Origin of the sequence: Achromobacter sp. K91 (assembly GCF_003576205.1) — a bacterium.
Lineage (GTDB): Bacteria > Pseudomonadota > Gammaproteobacteria > Burkholderiales > Burkholderiaceae_B > Achromobacter > Achromobacter aegrifaciens.
Genome location: NZ_QWFB01000037.1, coordinates 297319 through 309754, shown reverse-complemented (window position 1 = coordinate 309754; position 12436 = coordinate 297319). Strand labels below are relative to the sequence as shown.

The window sequence follows — 12436 nt, the reverse complement described above, 5'->3', positions numbered from 1 at the left end:
AAAACGGGGCCGCATAAAGCGGCCCCGTGCTTGCGCTGTCAGGATCAGGCGCGGGCGGCGCGGCGGCGATCGATGAAGGCGCCGACCTCGCCCACGATGCCGCGGCGGAAGGCCAGCACGCAGATCACGAAGATCAGGCCGATCACGATGGTGACCGATTCGCCCAGGCGCAGGAACCAGTCCACGCCGGTCAGGTTGGCCATCATCTGGCCGAAGTCGCCCACCTTGTTTTCCATCAGCACCACGATGAAGGCGCCGAGGATGGGACCGGTCAATGTGCCCAGCCCGCCGATCAGCGTCATCAGGATGACCAGGCCGGACATCTGCCAGGTGGCATCGGACAAGGTGGCCGACACGAAGACCAGGGTCTTGGTGGCGCCCGCCAGGCCGGCCAGCGCGGCCGACAGCACGAAGGCCAGCAGCTTGAAGCGGTCGACGTCGTAGCCCAGCGAGATGGCCCGCGGTTCGTTTTCGCGCAGCGCCTGCAGCACCTGGCCGAAGGGCGAATTCACCGTGCGCCAGATGATGAAGTAGCCGATGACGAAGATGGCCATCACCACGTAGTACAGGTTCAGGTCCTTGGACAGGTCGATCAGCCCGAACAGGGTGCCGCGCGGCACGCTTTGCAGGCCGTCCTCGCCGCCGGTGAACTTCGCCTGGAGGAAGAAGAAGAACACCATCTGCGACAGCGCCAGGGTGATCATGGCGAAATAGATGCCGCTGCGGCGGATGGCGATGGCGCCCATCGCCAGGCCCAGCAGCCCCGCCACGGCCACGCCGAACAGCAGGCCGACCTCGGTGGGGAAGCCCCATACCTTGAGCGCGTGGCCGGTGGCGTAGGCCGCGCTGCCCAGGAAGGCGGCGTGGCCGAACGACAGCAGCCCGGTGAAACCCAGCAGCAGGTTGAATGCGCAGGCGAAGAGCGCGTAGCACATGATCTTCATGGCGAAGATCGGATAGACCCCGATAAAGGGAAGAATGGCCACCACGATGGCCAGTACCGCATAGCCCAGGAATTGACGATTCATTTTTCTTTTCCGAACAGCCCGGCCGGGCGGATCAACAGAACGATGGCCATGATGATGAACACGACCGTGCTGGAGGCCTCGGGCCAGAACACCTTGGTCAGTCCTTCGATCACGCCCAGGCCCAGACCGGTCACGATGGCGCCCATGATGGACCCCATGCCACCGATCACGACCACGGCGAACACGACGATGATGAGATTGGAGCCCATCAGCGGGGAAATCTGCAGCACGGGCGCGGCCAGCACGCCGGCAAAGCCCGCCAGCGCCACGCCGAAGCCATAGGTCAGGGTGATCATGCGCGGCACGTTCACGCCGAAGGCCTCGACCAGGCGGGGGTTTTCGGTGCCGGCGCGCAACAGTGCGCCCAGGCGGGTGCGTTCGATGACGAACCAGGTTGCCAGACACACTACCAGGGAGGCTGCCACGACCCAGCCGCGGTAATTCGGCAGGATCATGAAGCCCAGGTTGGTGGCGCCGCGCAAGGCGTCAGGCGTGGGGTAGGGCTGACCCGAGACGCCGTAGAAGCTGCGGAACAGACCTTCGATGAGCAGCGTCAGGCCGAAGGTCAGCAGCAGCCCGTACAGGTGATCGAGCTTGTACAGGTGTCGCAGCAACAGCTTTTCTATGATGATGCCGAACAGCCCGACGACCAGCGGCGCCAGGATCAGCATGACCCAGTAGTTCAACCCCAGGTACGACAGCCCCATCCAGGCGATGAACGCGCCCAGCATGTAGAGCGCGCCGTGCGCGAAGTTGATGACGTTCAGCAGCCCGAAGATGACGGCCAGCCCGAGCGACAGCATGGCGTAGAAGGAGCCGTTGACCAGGCCTAGCAAAAGCTGGCCGAACAAGGCCTGTATGGGGATGCCGAAAATGTCAGTCATCTTATGAAAATCCTGCGCGTACGGAGGGAAGCGAGCTAATCAAAACGCGGCCCGACGGGTAGGATCGCCGGGTCGCGTCTGGGGCACATGGGCTGGATTACTTCTTGACCAGCTTGCAGGTGGACTCGGACAACTTGGTGTAGACCTCGTCGCCGGGCAGCGTCGCCACGACCTTGTAATAGTCCCACGGGGCCTTGGATTCGGCCGGCGTCTTGACCTGCATCAGGTACATGTCGTGGATCATGCGGCCGTCTTCGCGCACATAACCGCCTTGCGCGAAGAAGTCGTTGACCTTGTTCGACTTCATCCACTTCATGACGGCGTCGCCGTCGTCCGTGCCGGTGGCCTTGATGGCGTTCAGGTAGAAAGCCGTGGCCGAGTAGTCGCCCGCCTGCAGCATGGAGGGCTTGCGGCCGACCTTGGCTTCGAACTTCTTGGACCAGGCGCGCGAGGCGTCGGATTGATCCCAGTACCAGCCGTCGGTCAGGTACATGCCTTGCGTGGCTTGCAGGCCCAGCGCGTGCACGTCGTTGATGAAGACCAGCAGGCCGGCCATCTTCATGGTCTTGGTCACGCCGAATTCATTGGCGGCCTTGATCGAGTTGATGGTGTCGCCGCCCGCGTTGGCCAGGCCCAGGATCTGCGCCTTGGACGATTGCGCCTGCAGCAGGAAGGACGAGAAGTCCGACGCGCCCAGCGGCGCCCGCACCTGGCCCTTGACCTCGCCGCCCGCGGCCTTGACCACGGCCATGGTGTCGCGCTCCAGCGCGTGGCCGAAGGCATAGTCAGCGGTCAGGAAGAACCAGCTCTTGCCGCCGTCTTTCACCACGGCGGAGCCGGTGCCGCGCGCCAGCGCCACGGTGTCGTAGGCGTAGTGCACGGTATAGGGCGAGCATTGGGCGTTGGTCAGGTCCGACGCGCCCGCGCCGATCGCCATGAAGGGCTTCTTCTTCGCGGCGGCCACGCCGGCCATGGCCAGGCTGGTCGACGAGTTGGTGCCGGCGATGATGACGTCCACCTTCTGCTCGTCGAACCATTCGCGCACGCGCGCCGAAGCCACGTCGGCCTTGTTCTGGTGGTCTGCGGAGACGACTTCGATCTTCTTGCCGTTGATCGAACCGCCGGCGTCCTCGATCGCCATGCGCACGGCTTCCAGACCGGCCTTGCCGTCGATGTCCGAATACACGCCGGACATGTCAGTGATGAAGCCGATGCGGATGACATCGTCGGAGATACCTTGCGCGTGGGCGGTTGCCCCAGCAAATCCCAGGCCCGCCATGGCCAGTGCAGCAGTGATGGTGTGCAGCTTCATGGGATGACTCCTCTCTTCCCTACGGTGTAGTGTTGCCGGATTTCCGGCGGATGACACAGGTTCTAGACGCCCAGCAGTTCGTTGAGCGTGTCCTGTTTTTCTGAAAGTTCTGCGGCTTCGAAGTGCTCGACGATCTGGCCGTGCTCCATGACGTAGAAGCGGTCGGCCAGGGGCGCTGCGAAGCGGAAGTTCTGCTCCACCATGACGATGGTGTAGCCGCGCTGCTTCAGCGCCGTGATCATGCGAGCCAGCGCCTGCACGATGACAGGGGCGAGGCCTTCGGAGATTTCGTCGAGCAGCAGCAGGTTGGCGCCGGTGCGCAGGATGCGCGCCACGGCCAGCATTTGCTGTTCGCCGCCAGACAGGCGCGTGCCGGGAGAATTCCGGCGCTCCTGCAGATTGGGGAACATGTCGTAGATTTCTGCCAGCGACATGCCGCCGCCCAGCGAACCGACGACCGGAGGCAGCAGCAGGTTTTCTTCGCAGGACAGGCTGGCGAAGATGCCGCGTTCCTCGGGGCAATAGCCCACGCCCAGATGGGCGATCTTGTAGGTGGGCAGGTCGATGGCTTCGGTGCCATGGATGCGTACCGAGCCCTTGCGCGATCCCGTCAGGCCCAGGATGGCCCGCAGGGTGGTGGTGCGCCCGGCGCCGTTGCGTCCGAGCAGCGTGACCACTTCGCCTTGTCCAACGCGCATATCCACGCCGTGCAGGATATGCGATTCCCCGTACCAGGCCTGCAGGCCCGAAATTTCCAGTGCCGGGGTGCTCATGCGTGCGCTCCTTGAAGTTCGCCGTCGGTGGTGCCCATGTAAGCCTGCATCACGGCCGGATGGCGGGAGACTTCGGCGTACGATCCTTCGGCCAGCACGCTGCCGCGCGCCAGCACAGTAATGGTGTTGGCGATGGAGGACACGACATTCATGTTGTGTTCCACCATCAGGATGGTGCGTCCGGCGCTGACGCGCTTGATCAGTTGCGTGACGCGGTCCACGTCCTCGTGGCCCATGCCTTGTGTGGGTTCGTCCAGCAGCATCAGCTCGGGTTCCATCGCCAGCGTGGTGGCGATTTCAAGCGCGCGCTTGCGGCCATAGGGCAGGTTTACGGTGGTTTCGTTGGCGAAGGCGCCCAGATCCACCTGCTCCAGCAGGTCGCGCGCCGGCTGATTCAGCACGGCGAGCTGCCTGTCGCTTTTCCAGAAGTGGAACGACAGGCCGGTCCTGCGCTGCAGCCCGATGCGCACGTTCTCCAGCACGGTCAGGTGCGGAAAGACCGCCGAGATCTGGAATGAACGGATCACGCCGCGGCGCGCGATCTGCGCGGGCCGCTCGCCGGTAATGTCGATACCGTTGAACTTGATGCTTCCCGACGTGGGAGAAAGAAACTTGGTAAGCAGGTTGAAGCAAGTGGTCTTGCCCGCGCCGTTCGGCCCGATCAAGGCATGAATCTCGCCCCGCTTGATACGCAAATCGACCCCATTGACCGCGACGAATCCGCGGAATTCCTTGGTGAGGCCTTTTGTCTCCAGGATCGTGTCGTCCATGTTCGCTGCACCGGCGTTGTATTTATTTCGGTCTCCACCTGCCGTCGTTGCGCCAGGCCCCCGCAGGGTCCGGAAAACTGTTCAGGAAATCGCAGTTTTCTTATGAGTTGCCGGCGAGTATGCGCACCTATTTATCAAAATTCCATGAGGGTTTGTCATAGGTTTTGCAGTGCGGAATGGGCAATTGTCGGCAGGCCGACAATGCTTGCGCCACAAGGGAATAAAGGCTTTCCATAATGGAAATGCAATGCAGCAAATATGCGTTGATCGTCATCAACGCCTGATGGATTTGAGAGGGAGGGAAAACCCGATTTGCGTGCACCGAATGCCGTGTCGGCGCGTAAGCTAACGCGCCGTCAGGCGGGCGTCTTCTGCTTGAATTCGCAGAGGTCGGAAATGCCGCATTGAGGGCATTTGGGTTTGCGCGCCACGCAGACGTAGCGGCCCAGCAGGATCAGCCAGTGGTGAGCGTCCTGCATGTATTCGCGCGGCACGAACTTTTCGAGTTTCTGTTCGACTTCCAGCACATTCTTGCCGGGCGCGATGCCGGTGCGGTTCGACACGCGGAAGATGTGCGTGTCCACCGCCATCGTGGGTTGTCCGAACGCCGTGTTGAGCACCACGTTGGCGGTCTTGCGCCCAACGCCGGGCAGGGCTTCGAGCGCTTCGCGAGTCTGCGGTACTTCGCCGCCGTGCTGCTCGATCAGGATCTTGCAGGTGGCGATGGTGTTCTTCGCCTTGGTGCGGTACAGGCCGATGGTCTTGATGTAGTCGGCCAAGCCTTCTTCGCCGAGCGCCAGCAGGGCTTGCGGCGTGCCGTAAGCGGGGAAGAATTTGCGCGTGGCGATGTTGACCGATTTGTCGGTCGCCTGCGCCGACAGCAGCACGGCAATCAGCAACTGGAACGGCGTGTCGTATTCGAGCTCGGTGGTCGGATGCGGGTTGGCGGCCTGCAGGCGGGCGAAGATCTCTCGGCGTTTGGCTGCGTTCATGATTGAGTGGGGTTGCGGCGGGCCCGGGCGCGGGCCAGCGCGGATTCAATGGCGGAACGCTTGCGGTCCTCATTGCGCGCCTCGTCGGCGGCGGGAGCGGAAGCGCTGGGCGCGGCAGCCGCTTCGGGCGCCATCAGGCGCGCGTTGTCGGCAGCCAGGCGTTCGGTGCGTGCCAGATGGCTGCGGTGGCGCTGGCGGCTGATGGCGGCATCCTGCGAATTCCAGGCGCGACCTGCCGGCACCATCTGGATGCAATCGACCGGACAGGGCGCCACGCACAGGTCGCAGCCGGTACACCAGTCGGCCAGCACGGTATGCATATGCTTGTTGGCGCCCACGATGGCGTCCACGGGACAGGCCTGGATGCACAGCGTACAGCCGATGCAGTGCGCTTCGTCGATGCGCGCGACCAGCAGCGGGCCGGGTTCGCCGCGGGTGGCGTCCAGCGGCAGGATGGGGGTATCGAGCAGGACCGCCAGCGCGGCGATACCGTCGTCGCCGCCGGGCGGGCAGCGGTTGATCGGGGCGGAGCCGTCCGCGATGGCGTCGGCATAGGGCCGGCAGCCGTCGTATCCGCACTTGGTGCATTGCGTCTGGGGTAGCAAGGCATCGATGCGGTCGGCCAATGAGCGACAGGACATGGATGTGAAGATGAAATCGTGGGACGGGGGCGCGAAAGGCAGGAATCAGGGACCCCAAACGCGAATCGCGCGCAACCCATCAAACAGCGCTGAGATTTCCAGTCACCGCTGTTTGATGGGTTGCGCGCGTCGGAGGTCCGGATTCTAGTCCGGCTTGACTCGCGCTACACCCATCCTACGCAGATTGCCGGATGAATTCGGCAATTTTAGGACAGATCATTTCGCGCCAGCGGCGGCCCGAGAAAATGCCGTAGTGGCCGCAGTTGGGCGCCGTGTAGTGCGTCTTGCGCTCGGCCGGGATGTTCTTGCACAGCTTGATGGCGGCGCGCGTCTGGCCCTGGCCCGAGATGTCGTCCAGTTCGCCTTCGATGGTGAGCAGGGCGACCTTCTTGATGTCCGCCGGACGCACCAGCTTGCCGTCCACTTCCCAGGTGCCGTTGGGCAACTGGAACTCCTGGAACACCATGCGGATCGTGTCCAGATAGAACTCGGCCGGCATGTCCAGCACGGCGTTGTATTCGTCATAGAAGCGGCGGTGCGCTTCGGCGTCGCTGTCGTCGCCGCGCAGCAGGTCCAGGTAGAAGTCGTAATGCGACTTCATGTGGCGGTCGGGGTTCATGGCCATGAACCCGGCGTGCTGCAGGAAACCCGGGTAGACCTTGCGGCCCGCGCCCGGATAGCGCGGCGGCACCGGATGGATGACCTGGTTCTCGAACCAGCTGTAGGGCTTGGTCGTGGCCAGGCGGTTGACCTGCGTGGGCGACTGGCGCGGGTCGATGGGACCACCCATCATCACCATGCTGCGCGGCTGACAGGGATCGTTGGCGGAGGCCATCAGCGAGACGGCGGCCAGCACCGGCACCGTCGGCTGGCACACGGAAATCACGTGCACGTCCGGACCCAGGTGGCGGATGAAATCCTGCACGTAGCGCACGTAGTCGTTCAGATGGAACGGACCGGCCGACAGCGGCACCATGCGGGCGTCGACCCAGTCGGTGACGTAGACGTCGTGGGCCGGCAGCAGGGCGCGCACGGTGTCGCGCAGCAGGGTGGCGTGGTGGCCGGACAGCGGCGCCACCAGCAGGACCTTGGGATCGTCGCGGCCCGTGTGGCGGACATCGCGCTGGAAGTGCAGCAGGCGGCAGAACGGCTTGTCGATGGCCACGCCTTCGATGACGCGGACGGACTTGCCGTTGATTTCGGTGGTGGGCAGGTTCCAGGCAGGCTTCTGGTATTCCTTGCCGATGCGGGTCATCAGCTCATACCCGGCTGCCATCTGGCGGGAGATCGGGGTATAGGCGAGAGGGCTGTAGGGACTGGAAAACAGCTGGGAACCGGCGTCCGTAAATGCAGCGAACGGAGTCAGGAAGGCGCGCTGCATTTCGTGCAATTGATACAGCATTTGAGAAAAGTCCTTCTGGGTCGTGCGTGTGTCCCGATTATTGCTCCGGGCACTAACGATATTTCTAAACAGCCTGAAGAAACGCCGACAAAAAAAGCAAATCTGTTGCTAAAAAGCGACCCAATACCCATTGAGCACCAGTTTAGGGCGCTTTTTACAACGTGCTGTCATACCAAAAGAAGGATTTATGCACTAAGTCGGACGGACCGAAGCTACCAGTAGTTTTCCACTGCCAGGTTGCCGGGGATGCCGCGGCGTCCAGGCTTGAAGCCGCGTTCGCCCAGCAGCTTGCGGGCGTCGGCCAGCATGTCGGGATTGCCGCAAAGCATGATCTTGGCCTGCTCGGGGTCCAGCGACTGGCCTGCGAGCTGCTCCAGGCGGCCGTCGGCGATCAGCGTGGTCAGGCGTTCCTGCGGCATGCCGGGCAGGGCTTCGCGGGTGGCGATGGGCAGGTAGACGAGTTTCTGCGGATCCGCCGCGAAGAACTCGGCCAGCGCCGGCTGGTTGCGCCAGGATTCGATTTCGGTGCGGTAGGCGAGCTCCGCGGCGGTGCGCACCCCGTGCACCAGGATGATGCGGCGGTAGGCCCGCCAGACTGCCGGGTCGCGCAGGATCGAAAGGTAGGCAGACAGGCCCGTGCCCGAGGCCAGCAGCCAGAGATCGCCGCCCGGCGCGAAGCGCTCCAGGGTCAGAAATCCGTAGGGCGTCTTTTCCACATATAGCGAGTCGCCAGGCTGCAGCCGCGCCATGCGCGGACTGAACAGGCCTTCGGGGACCACGATGGAATAGAACTCCAGCCAGGGTTCGTGCGGCGCCGACACCATGGAATAGGCGCGCCACAGCGTGGGTTCGCCTTCCGAGGCGCCGGCTTCCGGCAGACCGACCCGGGCGAACTGGCCCGGCTGGAACGTATACGCGTCGTCGCGCGTCACGCGCACGGAGAACAGCTTGTCAGGCACCCAGGTGTGGACGTGGGTAACGGTCTGGCGCGTGTATTTGGAGTCGTCGGTCATCGGTACATCGCGCGAGGCCGGCCGCCAGGGCGGGGCCGGCGTTCGCGGATTATTTTTCCAGGTATTGCAGCTTGTCCTGCTTGCCATTCCATTCGTCGGCGTCGGGCAGGGGCTTCTTGGCACGGCTGATGCTGGCGAACTCGGGCGAGAGTTCGGCATTCAGGGCGATGAAATTCAACTGGTCCTGCGGCACGTCTTCTTCGGCGTAGATGGCATTGGCCGGGCATTCCGGGATGCAGACGGCGCAGTCGATGCATTCGTCAGGGTCGATCACGAGGAAGTTCGGACCCTCACGAAAACAGTCCACCGGGCACACGTCTACGCAGTCGGTGTACTTGCACTTAATACAGTTTTCGGTGACAACGTGGGTCATTCAGGAACTCCGGGAGCGGCGGCTTTTGTGTCTTGTTGGGCGGATTTTACCCAATGCCGCGCCGATGTGCCGGCAATACCCGTATTGACATAGTGGCCCTTCGCCCTGAACAGCGGGAGCTCTATGCTATGGTGTCGCGAAACGAAACGCGCCATCATGATAATCACTTCGCTGCTCGACACCGATCTGTATAAATTCAGCATGATGCAGGTGGTTCTGCATCATTTTCCCGCTGCCCAGGTCGAGTACCGTTACAAATGCCGCACGCCCGGGGTCGACCTGCGTCCCTACCTGGACGAAATCCGCGAGGAAGTGCATCAGCTATGCCAGTTGCGCTTCACCGAGGACGAACTTAAATATCTGGGCGGCTTGCGCTTTATCAAAAGCGACTTCGTCGATTTCCTCGAACTGTTCCATCTGCCGGAGCGCTGCATTCACATCGGCGTGGGCGATGGGCCGGGCGAAATCAGCATCGAGGTCAAAGGCCCCTGGCTGCATACGATCCTGTTCGAGATCCCGGTGCTGGCCATCGTCAACGAGGTCTATTTCCGCAACACCCGCAAGAATCCCGACTGGGAAGAGGGCCGCAAGCGCCTGCAGTCCAAGATGCACCTGGTGCTGGACGATCCGGCGCTGGCCGATTTCCGCGTGGCTGAGTACGGCACGCGGCGCCGCTTTTCCAAGATCTGGCACGAAGAAATCGTGTCCACCATGAAGTCGCAGATGGGCGTGCATTTCGCCGGCACCAGCAACGTGCTGCTGGCCAAGCAACACGAAGTGCTGCCCCTGGGCACGATGGGCCACGAATACCTGCAAGCCTGCCAGGCGCTGGGTCCGCGGCTGCGCGATTCGCAGGTGTACGCGCTGGAGGTTTGGGCCAAGGAATACCGTGGCGACCTGGGCATTGCGCTGTCGGACGTCTACGGCATGGATGCCTTCCTGCGTGATTTCGACATGTATTTCTGCAAGCTGTTCGACGGCGCGCGGCATGATTCGGGCGATCCCTTCGTCTGGGGCGAGCGCCTGCTCGAGCACTACCGCAAGAACCGCGTGGATCCGCGCGCCAAGACGCTGGTGTTCTCGGATTCGCTGACTTTCCCGCGCGCCATCGAGCTGGCCCGCCAGTTTTCCGGTCGCTGCAAGGTGTCCTTCGGCATCGGCACCAACCTGACCAACGACCTGGGCCACGAGCCCCTGCAGATCGTCATGAAGATGGTCCGCTGCAATGGCCAGCCGGTGGCCAAGGTGTCCGACGCGCCGGAAAAGACCATGTGCGACGATCCGGCCTACCTGGCCTATCTGCGCCAGGTATTCCAGCTGCCCCCCGCCTGACGGCGGCTCGGGGTAAATTGCGGGTTCTTCAGTATCGTTCCACCCAACCCACTCGAATCTAGGGGACTATTCATGAGCAGCATCAAGCGCTTCCACGTGGCCAAGCGCCTGTCCGACATGGCCGTGTACAACGGCGTCGCGTACCTGGCCGGCCAGGTGCCGGACGATTCCACGCTGGACATCACCGGCCAGACCGAACAGGTGCTCGCCACGATCGACCGCCTGCTGGCCGAAGCCGGCACCGACAAGACCAAGATCCTGATGGCCCAGATCTACGTGGCCAACATGAAGGAATTCGATGGCATGAACAAGGCCTGGGACGCCTGGGTCGCCGACGGCAATTCGCCTCCGCGCGCCACCGTCGAAGCCCGCCTGGCCAATCCGGACTACAAGGTCGAAATCGTCGTGACGGCTGCCGTCTAAGACGCCTGCCGCGTCGGGCGCCCCGGGCGCCTGATGCGTGCACGGGGGCGGGCTGGCGCGTGCGCCACCCGTCTCATCATCCCGCGTTGTGCCGGCTACTGCCCGAGCAACAGCGTCGCGGCCAGCAGGCCGCCCAATTCCTCGCATTTCGCAATATCCGCGCCGGCCACGATCTTGGGCGCCAGGATCTGCTGCGCCGTCTGCGCACCCATGTTGACGATGAGCGCCGGCGCCAGCGCGTTGAGCCGCCAGCCCGTGCAGATGCGCTCGACCTGCCGCGCCGCACCCGCGCCGTCGCTGCCCGCGCTGATGGCGCAGGCGTAGGGCAAGCCTTGTATCCGGTCCAGCACCGCGTAATAGTTGCGGTCGAAGAATTCCTTCATCTCGCCGCTCAGCGAGGCCAGGTTCTCGGGAGCGCAGAACAGGTAGGCCTGGCTGGCGAGCATTTCTTCGGCCTGCGTGTCGGCGGCGCGCCGCAAGACCACGTCCAGGTCTGCCGTCTGTTCCAGTTGCGCGGCGGCCGCGCGCGCGCCGCGCGCAGCGGCTTCGGCCATCTGCCGCGCGGCGCCGGTGCGCGAATGCCACACGATCAGCAGCTGTTTCATGCGTAGCGTTCCAGCGGATCCTGCCGGTAGTAGGCCCGCAGCAGCCCATACCATTGCGGCAGCGCTTCGTGCATGGGGTAGGGATCCACGAAGAAGTGTTCCGAGCTGACCGCGAAGAACTCGGCTTCGTCGGTGGCGGCATACGGGTCCATCGGCAGTTGGCCGTACCAGGCGTCGGCGGCCTCGCTTTCCGGATCCACATCATGCGGGATGGCGGCCTCGACCGCATCCACGGCAGCGATGAAGCGGTCCAGGCTGTCGTCCAGGATGCGGCGCCAGGCCTGTGGCTTGAGTTCGGGGTGCGCGGCCAGCGAGGGCATGCCGTCGGCATAGCCCGAACGCAGGTCCAGCTTGTGGGCGAACTCGTGGATGACCACGTTGAAGCCGCCGTCGGAGAACTGCGTGTCTTCCCAGGACAGCACCAGCGGCCCGCCTTCCCAGGCTTCGCCGGCGGCGTCCTCCAGGTATTCGTGCACCACGCCGTCATCGTCCTGGCGCGAGCGCGGGATGCGGAAGCTGGCGGGGTACACGATGATCTCGTCCCAGCCTTCGTACAGTTCGGGCGCCAGGTTGAGGATGGGCAGGCTGGCCTGGGCCGCGATGCTCAGGCGCATGAAGTCCGAGACCTCCAGTCCTTGCGCGCCGTTGATGTGCTTGCTGGCCAGCAGCCAGGCCGAACGCGCCTGCAACTGGGCCGCTTCATCGGCTTTCAATGCCGCCAGGAACGGGTGGGCGTCCAGCACCTGTTGCCACAGTTCCGGGGAGATGCGGGCCTGCATTTCGGCCACCGCGGAGGGGCGGGCGCCCCGGCCCTTGAGCCAGCGCAACATAAGCTTCGGTTCCTTCCATATGCCGGGGCTAGCGGCTGCTTTTGGTGTCTACAAACCC

14 protein-coding genes are annotated in these 12436 nt (G+C 63.6%); 2 read left to right on the top strand and 12 right to left on the bottom strand.

Going from position 1 to position 12436, the window contains the following annotated elements:
- Positions 1-44: 44 nt before the first annotated feature.
- The 10 genes from DXK93_RS20490 to fdxA form a co-directional block, all read right to left on the bottom strand.
- Positions 45-1028, bottom strand: a complete 984-nt coding sequence (locus DXK93_RS20490) for a branched-chain amino acid ABC transporter permease (protein ID WP_054450559.1) — start codon at positions 1026-1028, stop codon at positions 45-47.
- The gene (locus DXK93_RS20485) at positions 1025-1912 is read right to left on the bottom strand and encodes a branched-chain amino acid ABC transporter permease (protein ID WP_054450560.1); all 888 of its coding nucleotides are present in this window, start codon (positions 1910-1912) and stop codon (positions 1025-1027) included. The genes DXK93_RS20490 and DXK93_RS20485 overlap by 4 nt, the downstream gene beginning before the upstream one ends.
- Before the next feature lie 97 nt (positions 1913-2009).
- On the bottom strand, positions 2010-3224 hold the full coding sequence (locus DXK93_RS20480) for an ABC transporter substrate-binding protein (protein WP_054450561.1): 1215 nt from the start codon (positions 3222-3224) through the stop codon (positions 2010-2012).
- Positions 3225-3286: 62 nt separating this feature from the next.
- On the bottom strand, positions 3287-3997 hold the full coding sequence (locus DXK93_RS20475; RefSeq protein ID WP_013392192.1) for an ABC transporter ATP-binding protein: 711 nt from the start codon (positions 3995-3997) through the stop codon (positions 3287-3289).
- A complete protein-coding gene (locus tag DXK93_RS20470; protein WP_054450562.1) occupies positions 3994-4767 on the bottom strand; it encodes an ABC transporter ATP-binding protein in 774 nt (257 codons plus the stop codon). Before DXK93_RS20470 ends, DXK93_RS20475 begins: the two co-directional genes overlap by 4 nt.
- Positions 4768-5123: 356 nt before the next feature.
- Positions 5124-5759 carry an endonuclease III gene (gene nth, locus DXK93_RS20465; RefSeq protein ID WP_054450563.1) on the bottom strand — a complete coding sequence of 212 codons (636 nt, stop codon included), beginning with the start codon at positions 5757-5759 and terminating at the stop codon, positions 5124-5126.
- Positions 5756-6400: an electron transport complex subunit RsxB gene (gene rsxB / locus DXK93_RS20460; protein ID WP_119450984.1), complete on the bottom strand. Its 645-nt coding sequence runs from the start codon at positions 6398-6400 to the stop codon at positions 5756-5758. The genes nth and rsxB overlap by 4 nt, the downstream gene beginning before the upstream one ends.
- Positions 6401-6575: 175 nt before the next feature.
- Complete coding sequence (locus DXK93_RS20455; protein ID WP_119450983.1) at positions 6576-7802, bottom strand: polyhydroxyalkanoate depolymerase; 1227 nt, start codon at positions 7800-7802, stop codon at positions 6576-6578.
- A gap of 212 nt (positions 7803-8014) precedes the next feature.
- Entirely contained in the window at positions 8015-8815 is an 801-nt protein-coding gene (locus tag DXK93_RS20450; protein WP_119450982.1) for a ferredoxin--NADP reductase, read from the bottom strand.
- Positions 8816-8864: 49 nt separating this feature from the next.
- The gene (gene fdxA / locus DXK93_RS20445) at positions 8865-9188 is read right to left on the bottom strand and encodes a ferredoxin FdxA (RefSeq protein ID WP_006389264.1); all 324 of its coding nucleotides are present in this window, start codon (positions 9186-9188) and stop codon (positions 8865-8867) included.
- Positions 9189-9344: 156 nt separating this feature from the next.
- Here fdxA and pncB point away from each other — a divergent pair, with 156 nt between their 5' ends.
- Complete coding sequence (gene pncB / locus DXK93_RS20440) at positions 9345-10520, top strand: nicotinate phosphoribosyltransferase (RefSeq protein WP_054450570.1); 1176 nt, start codon at positions 9345-9347, stop codon at positions 10518-10520.
- Positions 10521-10592: 72 nt separating this feature from the next.
- Positions 10593-10943, top strand: coding sequence for a RidA family protein (locus DXK93_RS20435; RefSeq protein WP_042796825.1), 351 nt, complete (start codon positions 10593-10595; stop codon positions 10941-10943).
- A gap of 95 nt (positions 10944-11038) precedes the next feature.
- On the opposite strand, the gene DXK93_RS20430 is transcribed toward DXK93_RS20435, so the two are convergent.
- Together DXK93_RS20430 and DXK93_RS20425 are read right to left on the bottom strand one after the other, a co-directional pair.
- Entirely contained in the window at positions 11039-11548 is a 510-nt protein-coding gene (locus DXK93_RS20430) for an NAD(P)H-dependent oxidoreductase (RefSeq protein ID WP_119450981.1), read from the bottom strand.
- The gene (locus DXK93_RS20425; protein ID WP_119450980.1) at positions 11545-12378 is read right to left on the bottom strand and encodes a zinc-dependent peptidase; all 834 of its coding nucleotides are present in this window, start codon (positions 12376-12378) and stop codon (positions 11545-11547) included. Before DXK93_RS20425 ends, DXK93_RS20430 begins: the two co-directional genes overlap by 4 nt.
- Positions 12379-12436: the final 58 nt, after the last annotated feature.

What these genes read in the sequence shown, in the direction of transcription:
- nth (WP_054450563.1), bottom strand. Translation starts at nt 5,759, where the DNA reads ATGAACGCAGCCAAACGCCGAGAGATCTTCGCCCGCCTGCAGGCCGCC.
- DXK93_RS20470 (WP_054450562.1), bottom strand. Translation starts at nt 4,767, where the DNA reads ATGGACGACACGATCCTGGAGACAAAAGGCCTCACCAAGGAATTCCGC.
- DXK93_RS20485 (WP_054450560.1), bottom strand. Translation starts at nt 1,912, where the DNA reads ATGACTGACATTTTCGGCATCCCCATACAGGCCTTGTTCGGCCAGCTT.
- DXK93_RS20430 (WP_119450981.1), bottom strand. Translation starts at nt 11,548, where the DNA reads ATGAAACAGCTGCTGATCGTGTGGCATTCGCGCACCGGCGCCGCGCGG.
- DXK93_RS20480 (WP_054450561.1), bottom strand. Translation starts at nt 3,224, where the DNA reads ATGAAGCTGCACACCATCACTGCTGCACTGGCCATGGCGGGCCTGGGA.
- DXK93_RS20455 (WP_119450983.1), bottom strand. Translation starts at nt 7,802, where the DNA reads ATGCTGTATCAATTGCACGAAATGCAGCGCGCCTTCCTGACTCCGTTC.
- rsxB (WP_119450984.1), bottom strand. Translation starts at nt 6,400, where the DNA reads ATGTCCTGTCGCTCATTGGCCGACCGCATCGATGCCTTGCTACCCCAG.
- DXK93_RS20475 (WP_013392192.1), bottom strand. Translation starts at nt 3,997, where the DNA reads ATGAGCACCCCGGCACTGGAAATTTCGGGCCTGCAGGCCTGGTACGGG.
- DXK93_RS20450 (WP_119450982.1), bottom strand. Translation starts at nt 8,815, where the DNA reads ATGACCGACGACTCCAAATACACGCGCCAGACCGTTACCCACGTCCAC.
- DXK93_RS20435 (WP_042796825.1), top strand. Translation starts at nt 10,593, where the DNA reads ATGAGCAGCATCAAGCGCTTCCACGTGGCCAAGCGCCTGTCCGACATG.
- fdxA (WP_006389264.1), bottom strand. Translation starts at nt 9,188, where the DNA reads ATGACCCACGTTGTCACCGAAAACTGTATTAAGTGCAAGTACACCGAC.
- pncB (WP_054450570.1), top strand. Translation starts at nt 9,345, where the DNA reads ATGATAATCACTTCGCTGCTCGACACCGATCTGTATAAATTCAGCATG.
- DXK93_RS20425 (WP_119450980.1), bottom strand. Translation starts at nt 12,378, where the DNA reads ATGTTGCGCTGGCTCAAGGGCCGGGGCGCCCGCCCCTCCGCGGTGGCC.
- DXK93_RS20490 (WP_054450559.1), bottom strand. Translation starts at nt 1,028, where the DNA reads ATGAATCGTCAATTCCTGGGCTATGCGGTACTGGCCATCGTGGTGGCC.